At 74.3% G+C, this 22,543-nt stretch carries 18 protein-coding genes; 2 read left to right on the forward strand and 16 right to left on the reverse strand.

All coding sequences use genetic code 11. The features are described from left to right. Positions 1 to 23 precede the first annotated feature (23 nt). Positions 24 to 1,001 carry a type VI secretion system baseplate subunit TssG gene (gene tssG / locus RGE_RS14785; RefSeq protein WP_148280201.1) on the forward strand — a complete coding sequence of 326 codons (978 nt, stop codon included), beginning with the start codon at positions 24 to 26 and terminating at the stop codon, positions 999 to 1,001. Continuing rightward, the gene (locus RGE_RS14790) at positions 998 to 3,565 is read left to right on the forward strand and encodes a type VI secretion system Vgr family protein (RefSeq protein ID WP_014429240.1); all 2,568 of its coding nucleotides are present in this window, start codon (positions 998 to 1,000) and stop codon (positions 3,563 to 3,565) included. The genes tssG and RGE_RS14790 overlap by 4 nt, the downstream gene beginning before the upstream one ends. Positions 3,566 to 3,606: 41 nt before the next feature. Here RGE_RS14790 and RGE_RS14795 read toward each other — a convergent pair whose 3' ends face one another. The 16 genes from RGE_RS14795 to RGE_RS14870 all read right to left on the reverse strand — a co-directional run bounded on the left by RGE_RS14795 (position 3,607) and on the right by RGE_RS14870 (position 22,528). After that, positions 3,607 to 4,062, reverse strand: a complete 456-nt coding sequence (locus tag RGE_RS14795; RefSeq protein ID WP_043784147.1) for a thioredoxin family protein — start codon at positions 4,060 to 4,062, stop codon at positions 3,607 to 3,609. Positions 4,063 to 4,090: 28 nt separating this feature from the next. Further along, positions 4,091 to 4,402, reverse strand: coding sequence for a DUF3325 family protein (locus RGE_RS14800; RefSeq protein ID WP_014429242.1), 312 nt, complete (start codon positions 4,400 to 4,402; stop codon positions 4,091 to 4,093). Further along, entirely contained in the window at positions 4,395 to 6,062 is a 1,668-nt protein-coding gene (locus RGE_RS14805) for a PepSY-associated TM helix domain-containing protein (protein ID WP_014429243.1), read from the reverse strand. Before RGE_RS14805 ends, RGE_RS14800 begins: the two co-directional genes overlap by 8 nt. A gap of 11 nt (positions 6,063 to 6,073) precedes the next feature. Then, positions 6,074 to 6,376 carry a hypothetical protein gene (locus RGE_RS14810; protein WP_014429244.1) on the reverse strand — a complete coding sequence of 101 codons (303 nt, stop codon included), beginning with the start codon at positions 6,374 to 6,376 and terminating at the stop codon, positions 6,074 to 6,076. A gap of 70 nt (positions 6,377 to 6,446) precedes the next feature. Further along, complete coding sequence (locus tag RGE_RS14815; RefSeq protein ID WP_014429245.1) at positions 6,447 to 8,870, reverse strand: TonB-dependent siderophore receptor; 2,424 nt, start codon at positions 8,868 to 8,870, stop codon at positions 6,447 to 6,449. 104 nt (positions 8,871 to 8,974) lie between these two features. Then, positions 8,975 to 9,940 carry a FecR domain-containing protein gene (locus tag RGE_RS14820; protein ID WP_014429246.1) on the reverse strand — a complete coding sequence of 322 codons (966 nt, stop codon included), beginning with the start codon at positions 9,938 to 9,940 and terminating at the stop codon, positions 8,975 to 8,977. Then, complete coding sequence (locus RGE_RS14825; RefSeq protein WP_014429247.1) at positions 9,933 to 10,451, reverse strand: sigma-70 family RNA polymerase sigma factor; 519 nt, start codon at positions 10,449 to 10,451, stop codon at positions 9,933 to 9,935. The genes RGE_RS14820 and RGE_RS14825 overlap by 8 nt, the downstream gene beginning before the upstream one ends. Positions 10,452 to 10,532: 81 nt before the next feature. Then, positions 10,533 to 12,956, reverse strand: a complete 2,424-nt coding sequence (locus tag RGE_RS14830) for a TonB-dependent siderophore receptor (protein WP_014429248.1) — start codon at positions 12,954 to 12,956, stop codon at positions 10,533 to 10,535. 59 nt (positions 12,957 to 13,015) lie between these two features. Continuing rightward, positions 13,016 to 13,999 (reverse strand): FecR domain-containing protein, encoded by a 984-nt coding sequence (locus RGE_RS14835; protein ID WP_014429249.1) that lies wholly within the window; start codon positions 13,997 to 13,999, stop codon positions 13,016 to 13,018. Then, a complete protein-coding gene (locus RGE_RS14840; RefSeq protein ID WP_014429250.1) occupies positions 13,999 to 14,502 on the reverse strand; it encodes a sigma-70 family RNA polymerase sigma factor in 504 nt (167 codons plus the stop codon). Before RGE_RS14840 ends, RGE_RS14835 begins: the two co-directional genes overlap by 1 nt. Positions 14,503 to 14,553: 51 nt before the next feature. After that, the gene (locus RGE_RS14845) at positions 14,554 to 16,983 is read right to left on the reverse strand and encodes a TonB-dependent siderophore receptor (protein ID WP_014429251.1); all 2,430 of its coding nucleotides are present in this window, start codon (positions 16,981 to 16,983) and stop codon (positions 14,554 to 14,556) included. Positions 16,984 to 17,070: 87 nt separating this feature from the next. Further along, complete coding sequence (locus tag RGE_RS14850; protein WP_014429252.1) at positions 17,071 to 18,012, reverse strand: FecR domain-containing protein; 942 nt, start codon at positions 18,010 to 18,012, stop codon at positions 17,071 to 17,073. Beyond that, a complete protein-coding gene (locus RGE_RS14855) occupies positions 18,012 to 18,512 on the reverse strand; it encodes a sigma-70 family RNA polymerase sigma factor (protein WP_014429253.1) in 501 nt (166 codons plus the stop codon). Before RGE_RS14855 ends, RGE_RS14850 begins: the two co-directional genes overlap by 1 nt. A gap of 68 nt (positions 18,513 to 18,580) precedes the next feature. Continuing rightward, positions 18,581 to 20,983 carry a TonB-dependent siderophore receptor gene (locus RGE_RS14860; RefSeq protein WP_043785495.1) on the reverse strand — a complete coding sequence of 801 codons (2,403 nt, stop codon included), beginning with the start codon at positions 20,981 to 20,983 and terminating at the stop codon, positions 18,581 to 18,583. 79 nt (positions 20,984 to 21,062) lie between these two features. Beyond that, positions 21,063 to 22,022, reverse strand: a complete 960-nt coding sequence (locus RGE_RS14865; RefSeq protein ID WP_014429255.1) for a FecR domain-containing protein — start codon at positions 22,020 to 22,022, stop codon at positions 21,063 to 21,065. Beyond that, the gene (locus tag RGE_RS14870) at positions 22,019 to 22,528 is read right to left on the reverse strand and encodes a sigma-70 family RNA polymerase sigma factor (RefSeq protein WP_014429256.1); all 510 of its coding nucleotides are present in this window, start codon (positions 22,526 to 22,528) and stop codon (positions 22,019 to 22,021) included. Before RGE_RS14870 ends, RGE_RS14865 begins: the two co-directional genes overlap by 4 nt. Positions 22,529 to 22,543: the final 15 nt, after the last annotated feature.

The following is a 22,543-nucleotide window of genomic DNA, read 5'->3' on the forward strand; positions in this document are numbered from 1 at the left end:
CACCGATGTCGCCGATACCACCGATGGCCCGTTCCCCGATCGAGCGCCTGCTCGCCGAACCCGCGGCTTTCGCGCCCTATCCGGCGCTGCGGCTGCTGCGGCGCTGGCTGGCCGCCGACGGCCGGCCCGGGCGGCCGCGGCTGCGCTGGCGCGCCAGCACGGCGATGTCGGCACCGGCCGCGGAGATCGAGTCGCTGCGGCTGCGGCCGGCGGAGTCGGGCGAGGCCGCCGAGTTCGAACTCGTCGCCGCCTTCGGCTCGCTGCTCGGCCTGCACGGCGCGCTGCCGGCGGCTTACACCGAAACGCTGCTCGAACGCCGCGACCCGGCCGCACTGGCTTTCGTCGAGCTGTTCCAGCAGCGCCTGGGCGAATGGGGCGAGCAGGCCTGGCGCCACGCACGGCCGGCGCTGGACGCCGAGACCACCGGCCCCGAGCGCCTGCTCGCCGCGCTGCAGGCGCTGGCCGGACTGGCCGGCGCCGGCCTGCCGGCACCCGCGCGGGCTTTTCACGCCGGAGCGCTGGCCACCGGGCGGCCGTCGGCAGCGGCGCTGGAACGCGTGCTGGCGCATCAGTTCGACACCCGGGTGCGTGTGCACGCCTGGCAAGGCCGCTGGCACCGCCTGCCCTCCGAAGCCCTGGGACGGCTGGGTTTGCGCGCCGTCTCGCTGGGCCACGACGCCGTGGCCGGCGCCCGGGTCTGGCAGCGTGACCTGGATCTGCGCCTGGACATCGGCCCGCTGCCGCGCGCCCGCTTCGACGCGCTGCTGCCCGGCGCCGACGGCGCCGGTGCGCTGGCCGCCTGGTGGCAGGCGCTGGCAGGCGGCGGGCTCGACGCCGAGGCCCGCCTGCTGCTGCGCGCCGAGGACCGGCGGCCCGCGGTGCTGGGCGGCACCTGCGCCGCACGGCTGGGTTTCGACGCCTTCCTGCCGGAACGCGGCCCGCTGCAGGACCGCGCCGCGGCCACGCTGCGGCTCGCCGGCCTCAGCCGGAGCGCGGCATGACGGCGCTGTCGCAGCACGGCCGCCTGGCGCGGCTGCAGACGGCGCTCGGCGCCGACTGCCTCGTCGTGCACGAGGCCTGCGTCTGGGAAGCCGTCGGCCCCTGCCCCGACGCCGGGCTCGCCGCCCCGGCGCGACAGCTGCCCTGGCTGCCCTGGGCCGAGGACGAGGTCCAGCCGGCGGTGGGCTTTCGCATCGAGCTCGTCGCACTCGCCGACGACCGCGGGCTGGACCTGGCGGGCCTGCACGGCACGCCGGCGCGGCTGGACCTGCAGACCGCCGCCGGCCTGCGGCCCTGGCACGGCCACGTGCGCGAAGCCGGCTGGCTGGGCGGCGACGGTGGTCTGGCGCGCGTGCGGCTGCTGATCGAGCCCTGGATCGCCTGGCTGCACGACGAGCAGCATGCCGAGGTCTTCCACGAAGCAAGCGTCGTCGAGATCGTCGACCGGGTGCTGGGGCGCCCGCGCGCCGGCGGCGATCCGGCCCCTGCCTGGCGCTGGGCGCTCGCCGACGCCGCGCGCCTGCCGCGCCGCGGCCGCTGCGTGCAGGCGCACGAGTCGGACCTGGGCTTCGTCGAACGCCTGCTGCTCGACGAGGGCCTCAGCCACTGGTTCGAACACGAGGCAGACGCCGAGGCACCGGGCGGCGGACGCCACCGCCTCGTGATCGCCGACCACGCCGGCGCCTTCGCCCCGGGCGCCTGCGTGCGCTACGCCCCGGGCGGCACCGGGCCGCAGGAAGACACGCTGGCCCGCTGGAGCCGCGAGCAGCGCCTGGGCACCGGCCGGCTGCGCTGGGCCAGCCGCGACGACCGCCGCGTCGACCTGCGGCCGGTCGCCGCCGGCGACGAGGTCTGGCCGGGGCTGGAGGCCGTCGACGTCGCCGACGGTTATGCCTACCCGACCCGCGAAGACGGCGCCCGGCGTGCCGCGGCGCGGCTGGAGGCCCTGGCTTACGACGCCATGCGCTGCCGCGCCTCGGGCGGCTGGCGCGACGCTGCCGCGGGGGCCTGCTTCACGCTGACGGGCCACCCGCTGCACGACGGCAGCGATGCGGCACGCGACCGTTTCGTCGTCAGCGCAGTGCGCCACGAACTGCGCAACGACGTCGCCGCCGGGCCGATGCCGTCGGGCACGCCGGGAACGCCGGGCGCGGCGGCCGGCCCCGGCCACCGCTGCGAACTGGTCGCCCGCCCGGCCGGTCTGGCGCCGCGGTGCGTGCCGCGCGACGGCCAGGGACGGCCCGAGCTGCGGCTGGCGCCCGAGGCCGACGCGCCGGGGCTGGGCAGCGCGCTCGTCGTCGGCGACGGCGCCCCGGTGGCGACCGACCGCGACCACCGCGTGCTGCTGCGCTTCCATTGGGAACAGGCGCGCGACGACGGCGCGGCGCCGGCCACCGGCGACGCTGCCTCGACCGCCGGCCGCTGGGTGCGGGTGGCGACGCCGGTGGCCGGCGACGGCTGGGGCGGCGTGAACCCGCCGCGCGCCGGCCAGGAGGCGCTGCTCGGCTTCGTCGCCGCGCGTCACGACCGGCCGCTGGTGCTGGGCACGCTCTACTGCAGCGCCGGCCACGAGGACGAGGCCGACGCGTTCACCGCCACGGCCAGGCCGCCGTGGCGGCCGGACGCCGGGACGCCGTCGCCCGGGCCGGCGCTGGGCGGCACGCTGTCGGGCTGGCGCACACGCGAGCTGCACGGTGGCGGGGCCGCCGGCGGGCGCGGCAACCAGCTCGTCTTCGACGACAGCCCCGGCGCCGAACGGGTCGAACTCGGCAGCGACGAAGCCGCCACGCGGCTGCAACTGGGCCATCTGCGCGAGCAGCAGGACGGCCGGCCGCTGGCGCCGCGAGGTGCCGGGCTGGACCTGCGCAGCGAGGCCTGGGGCGCGCTTCGTGCCGGCGGCGGGCTGCTGCTCAGCAGCCACGCACGCCCCGGCAGCCAGCACGAAGGCCGCCAGCTCGACGCCGCCGAGGCGCTGGCGCGGCTGCAGGCGGCACAGCGCATGGCCGCACCGGACGCACCGGCCGGCGGCGGCACGACACCGGCGCTGGACGCGCTCTGCGCGCGGCTGGAGGCCGCCGCGAAGGCCCCGGGCTGGTCGTGCCCCGACCTGCTGCTCGCCGCGCCGGAAGGGGTTTTCGTCGCCAGCGCGGGCGACACGATGCAGGCCTGCGACGGCGACAGCGAGGCCTTCGCGCAGCGCCTGCAGCAACTGGCCGGCCGGCACCTGGGCCTGGTGGCCGGCGGCGAGCTGCGCCTGCAGGCCGCCGGCGACGGCGGCGGCAGCGTGCTGCCCACGCTGTGCCTGCACGCGGCCGACGGGCCGGCCACGGTGCGGGCCGGCGCCGGGGCGACGGTCCAGGCTCATGGCGACGTGCGCATCGCCTCCTGCGAAGCCACGCTGGACGTGCGCGGCGCGCAGAGCATCCGCCTCGGCGCCGCCGGCGCCTCGTTGTGCATCGATGGCCACGGCATCACGCTGGCCGCGCCCGGCATGGTGCTGATCGGCGGCGGGCCGGTGCGGATGGACGCCGGCCGCAGCGTGGCGGCCGACACGCCGCCGACATGAAGGCGGCCCGGCGGCCTGCTGACGCTCAGTGGCTCAGCGACTCAGCGCGCGCCCGCGTGGGCGGCGAAGAAGTCGTAGATCGCGCGGTCGTCCATCTGGCGCGCGTTGGCCAGCTCGCCGGCCTTGGTGACGTAAAGCACGCGGCCCTCGGGCGAGAGCACGGCCACCGCCGGGATGCCATGCTTGAGCGGCACGCCGTAGCGTTCGGCGAGCGCGAGGTTGTGGTCGAAGCGGCCGACGTCGACCTTGACGACCTTGAAGCGGCTGGCGATCAGCGGCGCCGCGGCGCCCTGCTTGAAGGCCATGTCCAGCACCTTGCAGTCGCCGCACCAGTTGGCGCCGAAGACGACCAGCACCGGCTGGTGCGTGCCGGCAGCGGCCTGCAGTGCGGCGGCGACCTGCGCCGGCGCGTCGGCACGTTCGTCATAGGCCGGCTCGGCCGCGCTGGCCGAGACGGTGGCGGCCGCGAGGGCCAGGCAGGCAATCAGGCGTCGCATCGTGTTCACTCCCGGGCGCGACTGTACGTCAGCGCCACCGCGGCCAGGCCAGGCGCAGCAGCGCCGGGCGCCAGGCCAGTGCGAAGGCGACGGCCAGCGCTGCGGCCGCCAGCAGCATCAGCCAGACCAGCACGGCCATGCTCGGCGGGTCGGCACGCAGACAGGCCGCGAGCGACGCCACGACGCCGGCGGCGCCCAGCACCCGCAGCGGCCGCCGCGGCGGGGTCGCCGAGCCGCCCTGCACCCGCTGCCAGTGCTCGTCCATCGCCAGCGCCAGCCAGGCGAAGCCGGCCAACGCCGCCAGCGTCGCCGCGATCAGCATCGAGGTGCTCTCAGACATGGCCGGCCTCCGGCAGCGCACGCGGCGCATGGGCGGCGCCGCGCTGGCGGCGCGACAGCCGCCGCGCCACGCCCGCGGCGATGACGGCCGTGGCCAGCAGCGCCAGGTCCAGGCCGGCCACCGGCCAGTAGGGTTCGGACAGCGTCTTCAGCAGGTGGTCGCCGGTGGTCACGGCGTTCAGCAGCACCGCGGCCACGGCGAGCACGGCGATGGCGACGCACTGCTCGCGCCAGGCCGGGTTGGGCCGCGCCTGCGCCACCGGCGCGCTGCGCCAGGCGGCGTGCAGCGCGGCCAGCGCCCAGGCGCCCCAGAACACGCCCTGCTCCCAGGTCCCGCGCGCCGGCAGGTCCTCGGGCAGCAGCCGGTTGGCGACGAGGATCGCCGCCGTCGCCACCAGCATGCCGGTGACGGTGGCCACCGCCAGCGCGTCGACGACGCGTGCGCCCTGGCTGCCGTCGCGGGCGTGCTGGCGCTTGCGCTTCTCGACGAAGAGCACGAAGCCGGTGGCGATGCAGACCGCGCCCAGCAGCCCGCCCAGCACGTACAGCCAGCGCAGCAGCCAATGGCGGAAGTGCTGCAGGTGCAGCCCGGTCAGGAACTCGTTGACGCTGTCCACGGCCGTGCGCGGCGGGTCCTCGCGCAGCAGCTCGCCGGTCGAGGCCTTGAAGTGCATGCCTTCGCCGGTCAGCGCGATGCGGTCGGTGCCGGCGCGGTAGATGCTGACGTAGCCGTTGGCGTCGCCGACGTGCTGCAGCCACAGGAAGCCCATCTCGCCGGCGCGCCCGCGCTCGGCCCAGCGCTTCTGCGCCTGCGCGACCATCGCGTCGACAGAGGCCAGCGGCGCGGCGACGCCGGCACGCTCGTGCGGCAGCCCGGTCTCGGCGGCCTCGATGCGCTCGTGCAGCTCGTGCAGCTCGTGCAGCTGGGTGTGGGCCACCGGGAAGTACAGCCCGGCGAAGATCACCAGCCCGGTGAAGGCGAAGAAGAAGTGGAAAGGCAGCGCCGCGACGCCGCTCAGGTTGTGCAAGTCCAGCGTCGAGCGGCCCAGGCTCTTCCAGGGCCGGAAGGTGAAGAACTCGCGGAACAGCCGGCGGTGCATGACGACGCCACTGACCAGCGCCGCCAGCATCACCAGCGCCGCCAGGCCGACGATCCAGGTGCCCAGGTCCTTCCAGTGCAGGTTCAGGCTGTAGTGCAGCGGGTAGAAAAAGCGGCTGCCGATCTTCAGACGGTCGTCGGGCAGTGCCTGGCCGCTGCGCGGGTCGATCGTGCGCGTGCCCCAGACCACCTGCTCGGGGTCGCGTGCATTGGGCACCTCGTAGGACGCGAAGACCGACAGCACCGGGTCGCGGTGCGTCGTGTAGGCGCCCCAGGATTCGATGCGGTCCCAGCGTTCGGGCAGCGGCCCGTCGACCAGGCCGCGCAGCGCGCGCACGTTCTCGGCATCGGGCTGCATCTGCTCGAAGATCGGCCGCAGCATGCGGTCGAAGGACGGCATCGGCTGGGCCTCGAAGCGCGTCTGGGGAATGGCCCAGCGGTCGATCTCGCGGTCGAAGACCGACAGCGCGCCGAAGAAGAAGGCGACGGCGAGCACGTAGCCCAGCACCAGACCGAACCAGGTGTGCAGCCAGGCCATCGCGAGGCGGAAGTTGGCGAACATCGGCAGCTCCTTCAGACCAGCAGCGACTGGATGAACGACGCCGCGCCGGCCATCGCCGCGCCGCCGGCCAGCAGCACGGCCCAGACGCGCACCAGGCTGCGCGCCGCGACGGCCCACAGGAAGACGGCGAGGTAGGCGACGAAGGCCAGCATCGCGCTCAGGTGCTCGGCGTCGTGGAAGGCCATGCCGGCGGCGTACAGGCCGGCGACGCCGAGGGCGCTGAGCCCCCAGCAGAAGACGTAGCCGCCGGCGACGGCAGCGAGCACGCGCGAGACGATCTGCGTGCGGGAAGGAGGTGCGAGGGCTGCGGCCATGGTCCGGTGTCGGGTCGGGTGGCAAAGGCCGACCGGCGACAGGCGCAGCCGCCCGCCGCCGGCCGGTGCGTCAGAAGCGGTAGTCCAGGTTCAGCGCGACGGCGCGCGCCTCGCCCCAGGTGTAGGTGCTGTACCAGCTGAAGATCGTGTAGTACTTCTTGTCGAACAGGTTGGTGACGTTCAGCCGCCCGGTGAGCCGCGGGCTGAAGCTGTAGCTGGCCATCGCGTCGACGACCCAGTAGCCGTCGACCTCGTGACGCACGGTGCCCAGCGTCGGGTGGCTCACGTCGCCCCAGGTCTTGTCCTGCCAGCGCGTGCCGCCGCCCAGCGTCAGGCCGGGCACGGCCGCCGGCTTCCAGCTGCCGTACAGGCTGAACTGGTTCTCGGGCGTCAGCGTCGAGACCTTCTTGCCGTCCTGGCGCGAGACCTTGTGGCTGTAGCCGGCGTGCAGCTGCCAGTTCGGCGCCAGCTGGCCCGAGAGCTCGAGTTCGAAGCCCTTGGTGCCGACGCCGTCGATCGCACGATAGGCCGTGCCCCCGCCCGGCGTCAGGCCGCCGGTGGCTTCGGCGTAGTTGTCCTGCTTCAGGTGGAAGACCGCGGCGCTGGCGTTGAGCCGGCCGCCGAAGAACTCGGCCTTGACTCCGGCCTCCAGGTTGCGGCCCTCCTGCGGGTCCAGCGTCTTGCCGGCTTCGGTCTGCGCCGACTGCGGCATGAAGATCGTCGTCCCGCTGGCGTAGAGCGAAACACGCTTGTCCAGGTCGTAGACCGCGCCCAGATAAGGCACGACCACGCCCGACTCGTCGATGTCCGGGCCGTCGTAGTTCAGCACGCGCGCGCCGCTGATCAGCTTCAGGTCGTCGCGCAGGTTCCAGCGCACGGCGCCGTACAGGCCGTTCTCGCGCGTGGTCTCGCGGTTGCGCGACGGCGTCAGCGCGTCCCAGTCGGGTTCGGGCAGCCGGCCGTTCCAGGCGTCGTAGTCGGCGATCTCGGTGCTGCCGGCCCAGTAGCCGCGGTTGGTCCAGCGGCGCTTGCTGAGGCTGCCGCCGGCCACCAGCTCGTGGCGGCGGCCGAGCAGCTGGAACGGGCCGCTGGCGTAGAGGTCGAGCGCGTCGGCCACCGTCTTGCCGACGTACTTGCCTTCCCAGGTGGACACGCCGCTGCCGTTCAGCGGATCGGGAAAGCCCGAGGCCGCCGAACCCAGCTCGGCGTCGTAGCCGTTGATCTGGTGGTTGAACTGCGCCTTGAGCACCCAGTCGTTGTCGAAGAAGTGCTCGACGGTGGCGAAGACGGTGCGCGTGTACTGGTCCCAGTGGCTCCAGTCGGCGCCGTTGTTGAACGACCGCGGCCGGTCGTTGAAGCTGCCGTCGGCCTTGAAGATCGGGATGCCGCCCCAGGTCGAGCGCGTCGGGTCGTTGTTCTGCAGGTCGGCGCCGACGGTCAGCAGCGTCGACGGCGTCAGGTCGGCCTCGACGACGCCGTAGAGCACCGCGGTCTTGCGTTCGTGGCCGTCGAGCTGCGAGTCCTTGTGCTGGTAGGCGGCGACGCCGCGGGCGCGCACGCGGCCGGCCTCGTCGATCGCACCGCCGACGTCGACCTGGCCACGCAGGTCGCTCCACGAGCCGAGGCCGAGGCTGGCCTGGCCCTGGAACTCGCGCGTCGGCTTCTTGCGGATCAGGTTGATCGTCGCACCCGGTTCGCCGCTGCCGGTGAGCAGGCCGGTCGCGCCCTTCAAGACCTCGACACGGTCGTAGATCGCCATGTCGCTGAGCGTGTTGCCGGCCGAGTACGAGGAGTCGCGGCGCATCGGGATGCCGTCGTACTGGAAGTTCTGGATCGCGAAGCCGCGTGCGAAGTACTCGGTGCGCTCGGTGTCGTAGGTGACGATGCTGACGCCCGGCGTGTGCGCCATGACCTCGTCGATCGTCGTCAGGCCGAAGTCGTCCATCTCCTGGCGCGTGACGACGCTGACGGTCTGCGGCGTCTCGCGCGGCGTCAGCACCAGGCGCGTGGCGGTGGCGATGGCGCCGGGCGTGTAGTGGCCGCTGCCTTCGGTGACCTCGCCGAGCTGGTTGGCGACCGCGGTGATCGTCGGCAGCGCGGCCGCATCGGCTTGCACCACCGCCGGCGCCTGCGCCGGCGCGGCACGCAGCAGCCAGCCGCCGCCGGCCTGGCCCACGGCCTGCAGGCCGCTGCCGGCGAGGATGGTCGACAGGCCGTCAGCGACGCCGTAGCGCCCGGCCAGCCCCGGGCTGGACTTGCCGGCGGTGAGCGCGGCGTCGATCGTGATCATGAAACCGGCGCGCGCGGCGAAGCGGTTCAGCACCTGGTCCAGCGTACCGGCGGGGATGTCCACCTGGACGGCGGCCGCCGGCGCGGCGGTCTGGGCGCGCGCCGCGGGCAGCGCGGCACAGGCAAGGCAGGCGAGCACGACGGCATGTGCCAGCGGATGGCGCACGAACGGGCGGTGCGCGGCGAGAGATGGGCCGGAAGACATCGGGTTTCCTTTTCGACGGGAGACGAAGCGGCCCGCTGTCGACGCAGGGGCCTCATCCTCATTCCCGGACGAGAGGAGAAAAGTGCTACGGCCGGCGCCAACTTTCATCGCCCGGCCCCGGAGATGCGGACCCAGTAGCGCGTGGCCAGCGTCACGCGCACCGGCAGCGCACGCACCAGCGAGCGCAGCACGGCGTCGGTATCTCCGGTCGGGAAGACGCCGGAGACGCGCAGTTCGGCGACCTCGGGGTCGCAGCGCAGCACGCCGCGGCGGTAGCGGCCCAGTTCGGCGGCGAAGTCGGCCAGGCGCAGGCGTTCGGCGATCAGCAGGCCACGCATCCAGCCCGAGGCGCTGTCGTCCAGCGTCTCCGGCGCATGCGCCGCCTGGGCGTCGAACACACCTTGCTCGCCGGCGGCCAGCCGGCGCGGCGCACCGCCATTGCGCGGGCGGACCTCGACCGCGCCGTCGAAGACCTGCACGCGCACGCCGGCGTCCAGCAGGCGCACCGTGAAGCGTGTGCCCAGCGCCTGCACGCTGCCTTCGCGCGTGTCGACGTAGAACGGCCTGTGCGCCGGGTCGGGCGCGGTGGCGACATGGACCTCGCCGGCACGCAGCAGGACGCGGCGCACGGCGGCGTCCAGGCGCAGGTCGAGCGCGGTCGCCGTGTTCAGCGTCAGCCGGCTGCCGTCGGCCAGCGTCAGCTCGCGGCGTTCGCCGGGCGCGGTGCTTTCGGCCGCGGCCGCCAGCTGCCACTGCGGGGTGCGGCGCACGACGGCTGCCGTGCCGCCGGCGCCCACCAGCAGCAGCAGGCCGCGCAGCACGCGGCGGCGGCCGGCGGGCGCGCCCGCCGCACGCAGCGCCGCGGCGGCGGCATCGCCCTGCAGCGCGTGCAGCCGGCCGCCGACGCGCTGCACCCGCGCCCAGGCCTCGCGGTGGCGAGGGTCGGCCGCGAGCCAGGCGTCGAAGGCACGCTGCTCGGCTTCGCCGGCCTGGCCCGACCAGAAGCTCACCTGCCACTCGAGCGCGGCGCGCTGCACCGGGTCGAGCCGGCTGTCGGCGGCCTCAGTCATCGCCGTCGAAGGCGAGAAAGCAGGCTTCCAGCGCCTTCAGCATGTACTTGCGCACCGTCGCCACCGCGATGCCCTGGCGCGCGGCGATCTCGGCGTAGGTCAGGCCGTCGAACTGCGACAGCAGGAATACCTCGCGCACCGCCGGTGCCAGCGCGCTGAGCGCGGCGTCGATGCGCAGCAGCGCCTGGAGCGCGATCGCACGCGCCTCGGGCGACGGTGCCAGCGCCGACGGCTGGGCCGCGATCGCATCCAGGTAGGCCTGCTCGACGAGCTGGCGCCGGTGGCGGTCGATCACCAGGCCCTTGGCGATCTGCATCAGGTGCGGCCGCGCCTGGCCCGGCGGCGGCGTGCGGCCGCTGACGAGCAGGCGCAGATAGGTGTCGTGCGCCAGGTCGGCGGCGTGGTCGGCACAGCCCAGGCGCCGGCGCAGCCAGCCGTGCAGCCAGCCGTGGTGCTCGCCGTAGAGCGCGCGGACTTGCTGTTGCAGGGCGGGTTCGGCGACGGCGTGCACGGATGGGAAGCGGCCGGCTGGGCTTGTTAATGGGAATTGTTCTCATTCTATGACAAGCCCCCTGCCCGGCCGCTGTGCACCTCAGAACCGGTAGGCCGCGCTCAGAGACGCCTTGCGCCGGCTGCCGTAGTAGCAGTAGCCGCTGCTGCAGTTGGTGATGACGTCCTTGTCGGCGAGATTGGAGACGTTGAGCGCCAGGCTCCAGGCGCGCCAGTCCCAGCCCAGCATCGCGTCGTACAGCGTGTAGCCGGGCACGTCGCGCGCGGCGGTCTCGCCGATGCCGCGGTGCGGGCCGACGAGGCGCGCACCCAGGCCGAGCTTCAACCCCGAGGTGAAACGCTGGTCGGCCCACAGCGACAGCCGGTGGCGCGGCACCGCAGTCGCCTGCTTGCCGACTTCGGCCGGGTTGGCGCTGCGCGTGACGTCGGCCTTGGGCGTGAAGGCGTAGGACGCCGTGAGGTTCATGCCGGCACGCGGTTCGGCCACCGCCTCCAGCTCCAGCCCGCGCACCGTGACCTCGCCGTCGGCCGAAGGCACGTAGTCCAGGTCGTAGCTGACGTAGTTGCGGCGGCGCAGCTCGAAGACCGCGGCGCTGTAGCTCGCGGCGTGGCCGGCGGGCTCGAAGCGCACGCCGGCTTCGAGCTGGCGCCCGGTCTCGGGGTCGAAGGGCTTGCCGGTCGCGGGGTCGACGACGGTCGACGGCGCGAACGAGCTGGAGTAGCTGGCGTACGGTGCCCAGCCGCCGGCGGCACGGTAGACGACGCCGGCGCGCGCGCCGGTGTGGTGGTCGCGCTGGCGTGTCGAGCTGCCGGCCAGGCGGTCGTCGGTGTCGACGCCGGCGCGGTCGTGGCGCGCGCCCAGCGTCAGCACCCAGGCGCCGTGGCGGATCTGGTCCTGCAGGTACAGGCCGGTCTGGCGCAGCACGGTGCGGGTGTCGACCGACGGGTCGTCCAGCACGACGTCGACGCCGTAGACCGGGGCGTAGAGATCCAGCGGCGGCACCGTGGCGCCGAAGACGCTGACCTGATCGGCACGGCTGCGCTGCAGGTCCAGCCCGGCGAGCAGCGTGTGGCGCCAGTCGCCGAACACGAACTCGCCCTGGATGCGGCTGTCGACCACCAGCGAGTGGATCTTCTCGCGGCTGGTGGTGGCCGTGCGGCCGAGCACGCGCCAGGACGCCGGGTCCAGCGGGTCGGCGGGGTCGGGGTCTAGGTAGCCGGTCTGGTAGGCGTTGCGCATGTCGGCGTCCAGGCGCGCCCAGCGCAGACTCTGCGAGAGCGTCCAGCGCTCGTCGAGCCGGTGCTCGATCTCGTAGCCGAGCATCGCCTGGTCCTGGTCGAAGCGGTTGAACCCGGGGTCCTCGGCGAAGACCGTCGCCGGCAGGTGCGTGCCGGCCGGCGTGGGCACCAGCGTGCCCAGCTCCGGGAACACACGCGCGTAGACGCCGGCACGCGTGCGCAGGAACTGCGACAGCAGCGTCAGCCGGGTGTCGGCGCCGAACTGCAGCGTCAGCGACGGTGCGATGTACTGGCGGTCGTCGCGCATGCCGCCGGCCGGCAGTTCGGCGTCGCGCAGCAGGCCGACGAGGCGCCATTGCGCTGCACCGCCCTCGCCGAACGCACCCGAGAGGTCGGCCGCGAGATCGCGCCGGGCGTCGCTGCCCAGCGTCAGCCGCAGCTCCTGCGGCAGGTCGGCGCCGGGTCGTTTGCTGACCATGTTGACCATGCCGCCGGGCCCGTTCTGGCCCCACAGCACCGAGGCCGGGCCGCGCTGGATCTCGATGCGCTCGACGCCGTAGTTCTCGGTCTGCCAGACGGCCCACCAGGCGTTGTTGCGCAGCTGCAGGCCGTCCAGGTAGTAGCCCGGCGTCAGGGTCTCGAAGCCGCGCACGGCGATCCAGTCGTAGCGCGAGTCGTTGCCGTAGATCGTGGCGTCGACGCCCGGCGTGTAGGCCAGCACCTCGCCCAGGCGCGTCGCGCCCAGCGCCTCGATGCGTTCGGCGCCGACGACCGAGACCGACTGCGGCGTGTCCAGCAGCGCGGTGTCGGTCTTGGTGGCGGTGGCGCTGCGGCGCGCGACGTAGCCGCGCACCGGGCCGGTGGCGGTCTCGGCGGCGGCGCGTGCGGTGATCGCGGGCAGCGCCTCGGCGGCGGCGCCGTCGGCGCCGCGCCGCACCAGCGCCCAGCCGCCCTGCGGCTGTTCGCGCGCCTGCAGCCCGGTGCCGCGCAGCAGCAGCTCCAGCGCTGCGCCGACCTCGTGGCGGCCGCGCAGCCCCGGGCTCTGCCGCCCGGCGACCAGTTCGCTGGGGAAGGACAGCAGGATGCCGGCCTCGCGGCCGAAGCGGTTGAGCGCCGTCTCCAGCGGCCCGGCGGGGATGTCGTAGTCGGCGCTGGCGGCCTGCGCCGCGGGCAGCAGCGTGGGCGCCAGCGGCAGCGCACAGGCCAGCGCGGCGGCCAGGGCCAGACTGGCCAGCGGCCGGCGGGGACGGTCGGTGATCGAAGACATGCGGTTCCTCTCGGACGTCAGGGGTTCGTCCTGCTTGTCACGCGAGAAACGAAAACGGCTCAGGTTTTGGCGTGCAGCGTCAGCCACCAGCGCGTGCGCCAGACGGCGCGCACCGGCAGCACCGCCGGCAACGTCGCCAGCACGCGGTCGACGTCGGCCAGCGGGTAGCTGCCCGACACCCGCAGCGCCGCGACCTCGGGCGCGCAGTCCAGCCGGCCGCGGCGGTGGCGGCCGAGTTCGGCGAGGAACTCGTCCAGCCGCAGGCCGCTGGCGACCAGCATGCCGTCGACCCAGGCCGCGGCGTCGGCATCGGCCGCCTGGCGCGGGCCGACGCCGGCGGCGTCGAAACGCGCCTGCTCGCCGGCGGCCAGCACCCGCGCGGCGCCGGTGGCCGGGCGCAGCTCGACCGCGCCTTCGTGGACCGCGAGCTCGAACTGGTCGCCGCGATCACGGACACGAAAACGTGTGCCCAGCGGGCGCAGCTCGCCGGCGCCGGTCTGCACGACGAAAGGCCGGCGCGCCGGGTCGGGCGCGGTCTCGACGAGGATCTCGCCGCGGCGCAGCACGAGGCGGCGCTCGGTGGTGCCATAACGCAGGTCGACGGCGCTGCCGCTGTTCAGCGCCAGCCGCGTGCCGTCGGCGAGCACGAGGCGGCGGCGTTCGCCGACGCCGGTGCCCAGATCGGCCAGACGGGCCTGCACGGCCGGGTCGCCGTGCAGCTCCCAGGCGGCACCGCCGGCCAGCACCGCCAGCAGCGCCGCACCCAGGGCCCGCCGGCGCGACGGCGCGGCTTCGGCAAGCGCCACCTGCACCAGCGCCGACGCCCCGGGCACGCCGGCCAGGCCCTGGTGCACGCGGCCGTTCAGGCGCGCGCCGACGGCTTCCAGCCGCGCCCAGGCGCGGCGGTGGACCTCGTCGCGCGCCAGCCAGCGCTGCCAGCGCCGGCGCAGCGCCTCGTCGGCGTCCTCGGACTGCAGGTCGACCCACCAGGCGACGGCGCGGCGCGCCACGGCCGGCGGGATCGGCGCCTCGGCGGCGTCCATCAGCGCAAGGCGAAGAAGCAGCGTGCGCCGGCGCGCTGCAGATGGCGTTTGACGGTCGCCAGCGACAGCCCCAGCTCGGCGGCGATCTCGGCCAGCGGCAGGCCGTCGAGCTGGGCCATCAGAAAGGCGCGGCGCACGACGGCGGGCAGGCCGTCGAGCAGGCGGTCGATCTCCAGCAGCGTCTCCAGCAGCATCGCGCGCTCCTCGGGCGACGGCGCGACGATCTCGGGGCGCGCCGCCAGCGCCTCAAGGTAGGCGCGTTCGAGCTGCTCGCGCCGCCAGTGGTTGCCCAGCACCCGCTGCGCCACCGTCGTGAGAAACGCACGCGGCTCCTGCAGCACCAGCGGCTCCTCGCGCGCTAGCAGGCGCACGAAGGTGTCGTGCGCCAGGTCGGCGGCGCGTTCGCCGCAGCCCAGGCGGCGGCGCAGCCAGCCGTGCAGCCAGCCGTGGTGCTCGGCGTACAGCGTCTGGACCTGCGGATGGAGCGCGGAATCGGTCGCCATGGCCACAACAAATGAGAATCACTCTCATTGTAAAGCCCTGGCGGACGCGCCTCAGTAGCGCAGGTTCAGCCCGACGTTGACGCTGCGCGGCGCGCCCCAGGTGTAGTGCAGCGCGCCCCAGTCGGTGACGCCGGCGAAGTACTTCTTGTCGAAGACGTTGGCGACGTTGGCGCTGACGCTCAGGCGGCGGTCGATCTCCCAGCGCGCCATCAGGTCCCAGACCCAGTAGGCGTCCTGGCGCAGCCGGGTGGCCTCGGTGCCGGCCGAGATCGTGCTCTGCCAGCGGGTCGCCGCGCCCAGCGTCAGGCCGTCGAAGGCGCCGCCGCTCCAGCGGTGGCTGCCGGCCAGCTTGAACTGGTGGCGCGGGCTGCTGCCGGCGCTTTCCAGGCTGCTGTCGTTGAGCACGTAGCTGCCCTGCGCCTGCCAGCCCGGCGCCGGCGACCCGGCAAGCTCGAACTCGTAGCCGTGGCGGCGTGCGCCCGAGACGGCGCGGTAGATGCTGTCGCCGCCCGGCGTCAGCCCCACTTCCTCGGCTTCGTTGTCGGTCTTCATCCAGAAGAAGGCGGCGCTGGCGATCAGGCGCTTGGCGAAGAACTCGCCCTTGGCGCCGATCTCGTAGGACAGGCCTTCCTTCGGCGGCAGCGTGCGTTCGGCAGCGTCCTTGGCGCTCTGGGCCTCGAAGATGCTGGCGTAGCTGGCGTACAGCGAGACCTGGCGCGAGACGTCGACGACGACACCGGCATACGGCGTCGTGACGCCGTGTTCGGTCATGCGGTAGTTGTACCAACCGATGTCGGTGACGTCTTTCTGGCCGTAGTCGGTGACACGCACGCCGGTGATCAGCTTCACCGGGTCGGCGAGGTTCCAGCGTGCGGCGCCGTAGGCGTAGCGGCGGTGGCGGCTGAAGAGGTCGTCGGACGCGGTGAAGCCGCTCCAGTCGGGCTGGGCGATCGCACCGCCGCCGGCGGCGTAGTCCAGCGCGCTCGACTCGTTGGCGTTGGTGCGCTTCAAGGTCGTCCGGCTGCTCGACGCGCCGGCGCCCAGCAGCAGCTCGTGGCGGCGGCCGAGCAGCTCCAGCGGCCCCTGGACGTCGAGCGCGATGCTCTTGTTGCGCGCCTCGACGTCGCGGTAACGCGCCAGCCCGACCGCCCCCGACGCGTCGCGCAGATAGCCGAAACGCACGTCGGGCGTGTCGACGCTCTCGTGTGCCAACTGCAGCCTGGCATTCCAGCCGCCGTCGAAGCGGTGTTCCAGGCGCGCGAACAGGTTCAGCGTCTCCTGCTCGTAGCCGGCCCAGGACGCCCCGAGGTTGAACGAACGCGGCTGCAGGCCGAGGTAGCTGCCGTCGTCGGTGTAGGCCTGGATCGGCGTCGTGCCGCCGGCGCCGCGCAGTTCACGCTGGCGCCAGCTGAGGCCCGCGGTCAGCAGCGTCGACGGCGCGAGGTCGAACTCCGCCGTGCCGTAGACCAGCGAGCTGCGTGTCTTCTGGCGGTCGCGGAACGAGCCGGCGTCTTCGTGCGAGGCGACCAGGCGCGCACGCAGCCGGCCCTCGCGGTCCAGCGGGCCGGAGACGTCGGCTTCGGCGCGGTAGCGGTCCCAGCTGCCGGCCAGCACGCCGGCCGAAGCCTGGAACTCGGCCGTGGGCCGCTTGCGCACGAGGTTGACCGTCGCGCCCGGGTAGCCGTCGCCGTTGACCAGGCCCGACGAGCCCTTCAGCACCTCGACGCGGTCGATCTCGGCCATGTCGTCGTTGGAGTAGAGGATGTGGGTGTTCCAGCCCCAGCCGTTGCGCGCCTGGCGCAGGCCGTCGGTCTGCAGGTTGACGTCGGCACCACGCACCGTGAAGGTCGTCATGTCGTTCTGGCGGCTGACGGTGACGCCGGGCGTCTGGTCCAGCACCGCGCTCAGCGTGTCCAGGCGGAAGTCGTCCATCAGCTGGCGCGTGACGACGGTGATCGACTGCGGCGTCTCGCGCGGCGTCAGCGCCAGGCCGGTGGCCGCGGCGCTGCGGCCCGGCGTGGCGTAGCCGGCGCCTTCGCTGCGGTCGTCGGTGATGGCTGCGGCACGCGCCTTCAGCGCCGGCAGCGCGGGCTGGTCCGGCGACATCGGCGGCACGGCGCGCAGGCCGTAAGCGCGGGCGCCCTGCGGCTGCAGCTCCAGCCCGCTGCCGCGCAGCAGGCGCTCGAAAGCCTCGTCCAGCGTGTGGCGGCCCTGCAGCCCGGCGCTGTGGCGGCCGGCGACCAGCGCCGGGTCGAAGGCCAGCTGCACGCCGAAGGCCGCGGCGCACTGCGCCAGCGCCTCGTCCAGCGGGCCGGGCGCGATGCGCAACTCCTGCGCGCCGGCCTCGGCGGCGAAAGCGGCCGGCGGTGCCGCGACCAAGACCGCGCCGCAGAGCAAGGCGATCGCCGCCTGGATGGCCACGCCGGCGGCGCCGGCCTTCAGGGCAAAGGCGCGCTGGCGGCGCCCGGAGGTCTGCTTCATGTTCTTCCTGTGCTTGGGATGCGGCGGCCCCGCGGCACGCCTTCAAGCACTACACCGGACGAGCGCCGGAAAGTGATCACCTGCGCTTCAGCGCGGCGCCAGGGTCACCCAGAACCGCGTGCGCCGCTCGACGCGCAGCGGCAGCGTGCGCGCCAGCAGCGCCAGCGCGGCATCGGTGTCGTCCAGCGACAGCGCGCCCGAGACACGCAGCGCGGCCACCGCCGGGTCGCAGCGCAGCAGGCCGCGGCGGTGGCGCGCCAGTTCGGCCGCCACCTCGTCGAGCCGGCGGCCACGCGCCAGCAGCATGCCGCGCTGCCACAGCGTGTCGTTCTCGTCGGCCAGGCCGACGCCGAGAACGCCGCCGGCGTCGAACTCGGCCTGCTCGCCTGCGTCCAGCCGCCGCGGCGTGCCGGCCGCCGGCTGCAGCTCGACCGCGTGTTCGTAGACCGCGACGCGACAGCGATCACCGTCCAGCCGCACCGAGAAACGGGTGCCCAGCGCCCGCACGCGGCCGGCCGGCGTCTCGACGACGAAGCGCCGCGGCGAGGCCTCGTGCCCGGTCGTCACCAGGATCTCACCGGCCCGCAGGCGCAATCGGCGCTCGCCGGTGCCGAAGAGCACGTCGACCGCGCTGGCGGTGTTCAGCACCAGCCGCGTGCCGTCGGGCAGCACGGTGTCGCGGCGTTCGCCGGTGGCGGTGGCCAGATCGGCGCGCCATTCGCGCCACGGCGCCTCGTGCCAGGCCAGCCAGGCGGCCGGCAGGCCGACGGCCAGGCCGCCGAGCGCGGCCAGCGTGCGCCGCCGCCCGGCCCGGCCCAGGGCATGCAGCGCCTGGCGGCCGGCGCCGTCGGGCACACGCCCGAAGACCTCGAACACCGCCTCGGCACGCGCCCAAGCCGCGGCGTGCGCCGGGCTGCGCTCGCGCCAGCGTTCGAAGGCTTCGTGTTCGGCCGCCCCGCCCTCGCGCAGCGTCAGCGCCCAGTCGGCGGCCTCGGACAGCAGCGCCGCGGACGGCTCGCCGGGCGCCATCAGACGCAGGCCATGCAGGCGACCAGCGCCTTGTGCACGTGGCGGCGCACGGTGATGACCGACATCGCCAGGCGTTCGGCGATCTGCGCCAGCGTCAGGCCGTCGAGCTGGGCGAGCAGGAAACACTCGCGTGTGCGCGGCGCGAGGCCGGCGAGCAGCGCATCGATCTGCACCAGCGTCTGCAGCAGCGCCAGCCGTGTCTCGGGCGACGGCGCCTGGGCCTCGGGCATCGCCGCCAGCGCCTCCAGGTAGGCGCGCTCGACCTCGCGCCGGCGCCAGTGGTCGACGACCAGCCCCTTGGCGACGTGCGTCAGCAGCGCACGCGGCTCGTCGCCGAAGTGCTCTCGCCGCCCGGCGAGCAGGCGCACGAAGGTGTCGTGCGCCAGGTCGGCGGCCTGCTGCGAGTCGTCCAGCCGGCGCCGCAACCAGGCCTGCAGCCAGCCATGGTGCTCGAGGTACAGCGTCTGGACCGGGTGGACGGAGGTGGCGGAGGCAGACATTGCAAAGGCGGGACGCCAGCGCTAATGAGAATGTTTCTCATTATAAAGAGAACCCCGCCCTGCCCGGCTCACCAGCGATAGGACACGCTGCCCGTCACCCGCCGCGGCTCGCCGTAGAAACACAGATAGGTGCAGGACGCGACGTAGGTCTTGTCGCCCAGGTTGGCGACGTTGAGCGCCAGCCGCCACGGGCCTTCGCTCCACGACAGCATCGCGTCGACGACGGTGTAACCCGGCACGTCGACATCGAGCCAGACACCGGGCGCCGAGCCGACGTAGCGCAGGCCGGCGCCGGCTTTCAGCGCCGGCAGGCCGAAGGCGCCAAAACCGTAATCGGCCCAGACCGAGGCCTGGTGGTACGGCACGGCGCCGGTGCGCCGGCCCTCGGCCTCGGGCGTCAGCGGGCTGCTCTTCAGCGTGCGTGCGTCGGTGTAGGCGTAGGCGGCGACGAGGTTGGCAGCGCCGACACGCGTGCGCGCCTCCAGTTCAAGACCGCGCGAGCGCACCTCGCCGAGCTGCACCGAGTAGTTCGTGTCGACCGGGTCGGTGACCAGCACCTTGCGCTGCGTGAGCTGGTAGAGCGCCGCCGACAGCAGCGTCTGGCCGCCTTCGGGCTGCCAGCGCAGGCCCAGCTCCCACTGCGTGCCGCGTGTCGGGTCGAAACGCTGGCGCTGGCGGTCGGTGCCGGTCTGCGGCTCGAAGGACTGGCTGAAGCTGACGAAGGGCGCCAGGCCGTCGGGCCCGAGGTAGACCAGGCCGGCGCGGCCGGTGGTCGCGCTGCTCTTCTCGCCGTCGGCGGCGACGTCGTCGCTGAAGACCGCGCTCTCGTCGTAGCGCACGCGGTCGTGGCGCAGCCCGGCGACGGCGACCCAGCGGCCGTCGATCTTGGCCCGCTCCTGCGCGTACAGCCCGACGCGGCGCAGCTCCGAGCGCGACGAGAACGAGGCCGGCTCGGGCGCGCCGAAGCCGCCGCCGTAGACCGGGTCGTAAAGGTCCAGCGGCTCGGCGCTGCGGTCGTAGCGCACGGTGCGCAGACGTTCGCGCACGAAGTCCAGGCCAACCAGCGCCGTGTGTTCGACGCTGCCGCTGCGCCAGGTCGACTGCAGCGAGGTGTCGGACATCAGCGCGCGCGAGCGGTCTTCGCGGTCCTGGGCGCCGCGGTAGGCCGTGGTGCGGCCGTCGGCTTCCAGGCCGGAGATCCAGACCGAGGGCATGTCGACGTCGGCGCGGTAGCTGCGCAGCGAATGGCGCAGCGTGAAGTGCTCGTCGAATCGGTGCTCGAACAGATAACCCAGCGAGCGCCGATCGAGGTCATAGCGGTCGTAACCCGGCTCGCCGACGAAGGTGTCGCGCGGCAGTCGGCCGTTGGGGTTGGCGAGCACCGTGCCTTCGGCCGGCAGGCCGTAGACGTAGGCCGTGTGGTCGTCCTGCAGGTCGGCCTGCAGCGTCAGCGAGGTCGCGGCGTCGGGCTGCCAGCGCAGCGAGGGCGCGAAGTAGCGGCGGTCGTCGTCGACGTGCTCGACAAAGCTGCCGCTGTCGCGCACCAGCGCGGTCAGCCGGTACGACCAGACGCCGGCGTCGTCCAGCGCGCCGCCGAAGTCGCCCGACAGCTGGCGCCGGTCGAACGAGCCCAGTTCCAGGTTCAGCTCGTGCAGCGCCTCGTTCGTCGGGCGCTTGCTGACGGTGTTGATGATGCCGCCGGGCGCCGAGTTGCCGTACAGCACCGAGGCCGCACCCTTCAGGATCTCGATGCGCTCCAGCCCGTAAGGCTCCTGGCGGCCGTCGTAGAGGTTGACGCTGTACTTGCTGCCGTCGCGGTAGAGGTTGCCCTGGCTGGCCGTGGCCTGGAAACCGCGCATCACGAAGCCGTCGCCGGTGCGGTCCACGCCTTCGGAGCGCAGCACCGACGCGGTGTAGCCCACCGCCTCGGCCAGGCTGTCGGACTTGCGCACCTCGATCTCCTCGGCGCCGACGACGGTCAGCGTCTGCGGCGTCTCGAGCATCGGCGTGTCGGTCTTGGTCGCGGTGGCGCTGCGCCGCGCCGCGTAGCCGGCGAGCGGCCCGGTGGCGCTCTCGCCGGCGGCACGCGCGGTGATCGCCGGCAGCGAATCGGCCGCGGCCTGCGGCCGGCGCTGCACGGTCCAGCTGCCGTTGGGCTGGCGCACGGCCTGCAGCGCGTGGCCGGCGAGCAGCGCGGCGAAACCGTCCTCGGCGCCGTAGCGGCCGTCGAGCCCGTTGCAGCGCAGGCCGTCGAGCAGCGCCGCGTCGACGCTGAGTTCGACACCCAGCGCCGCGGCGAAGCGGTTCAGCGCCGCGCCCAGCGGGCCGGGCGCGATCTTCAGCGCACGCGGTGCCTCGGCGGCCGGCTGTGCCGACACGGCGCGCGGTGCGAGCGGGGCCGCGGCGGCAAGCACGAGGGCCAGGCAGGCGGCGGCGGTGGGACGTTGGCGGAAGAAGGCGGTGTGCTGCATCGGAGGGCCGAAGTGGTGGGGGTTCATCCCGTCTTCCGGACGAGAACGCAAAACCCTCAATCGCCCGGCGGGCGGGCGTTCAGCGGCGCTCCGGGGCGGCCTCGACCGTGATCCACCAGCCGCCGACCCGGCGCAAGCGCAGCGGCAGCGCCAGCGTCAGGTTCAGCAGCGCACGGTCGGGGTCGTGCAGCGGGAAGACGCCGCTGACGCGCAGCGCGCCGACCGCCGGGTCGCAGCGCAGCACGCCGCGGCGGTAGCGCGCGATCTCGGCGACGAGCTCGTCGACCCGCCGGCCGTCGGCCAGCAGCAGGCCGCGGGTCCAGGCGGTGTCGGCTTCGTCGGCCGGGCCGCCGGGCGTGACGCCGTCGTCGGCCAGCCGCGCCGACTGGCCGGCGTCCAGCCGTTGCCCCGCCGCGCCGCCGGCCGGCTGCAGCTCGACCGCGCCTTCGTAGACCACGACCTGGCTTGCCGCGCCGAGATCGCGCACGAGAAAACGGGTGCCCAGCGCGCGCACCAGGCCGTGGCGGGTGCGCACGGCCAGCGGCCGCCGCGCCGCGTCGTGCGCGCTGGTGACGAGGATCTCGCCGGCGCGCAGCACGATCAGGCGCTGCCCGGCGTCGTAGTGCAGGTCGACGGCGCTGGCGCTGGCCAGCACCAGCCGCGTGCCGTCGGGCAGCACCAGCGTGCGCACCTCGCCGGTGGCGCAACGCTCGTCGGCGGCCCACAGCGCCCAGGCCTCGCTGCGGCGCGCGGCCTCGCCGCTGCCGAGCACCGCCACGGCCAGACCCAGCGTGCGCAGCACGCGGCGGCGCGTCGCCGCGGGCGCCTGCAAGGCGCGGCGTGCGGCCTCGCCGGGCACGCTGCGCAGCCGGGCGTCGAAGCCTTGCATCGCCTGCCAGGCGCGTTCGTGTTCGGGATGCGCGGCGCGCCAGCGCGCGCAGGCGGCGTGGTCTTCGGCGGCGGCGTCCTCGGCCCACAGCCGCGCCATCCAGCGCGCCGCCTGGCGCGCGACCTCGGCGTCTTCGGCGGCGGCGCTCACGGCTGCAGCGCCCGGTGGCAGGCCAGCAGCGCCGCGGCGACGTACTTCTCGACCGAGGACACCGAGACGCCCAGCCGCGTGGCGATCTCGCGGTAGCCCAGGCCGTCGAGCCGGCACAGCAGCAGCGCCTCGCGCGCCTTGGGCGCCAGCGACTGCAGCGCGGCGTCCAGCTGCACCAGCGCCTCGACGGCCAGCGCACGCTCCTCGGGCGAGGGCATCAGCGCCGGGGGCAAGGCCGCCAGCGCGTCGAGGTACGCGGCCTCGATCGCCCGCCGCCGGTACAGGTCGACGACGAGGCCGTTGGCGACCTGCGCCAGATGGCGGCGCGACGCGTCCTGCGGCGGCACGTGGCCGCTGCGCAGCAATCGCAGATAGGTGTCGTGCGCCAGGTCGGCGGCGTCGTGGGCGTTGCCCAGCTTGCGGCGCAGCCAGTCGCGCAGCCAGCCGTGGTGCTCGGCGTACAGGCGCTCGAACGGTGGCGGTGAGGCGAGGTCGGTGGCCGGCACGGGTGGGGAACCCGG

The organism is Rubrivivax gelatinosus IL144 (assembly GCF_000284255.1).
Classification (GTDB): Bacteria; Pseudomonadota; Gammaproteobacteria; order Burkholderiales; family Burkholderiaceae_C; genus Rubrivivax; species Rubrivivax gelatinosus_A.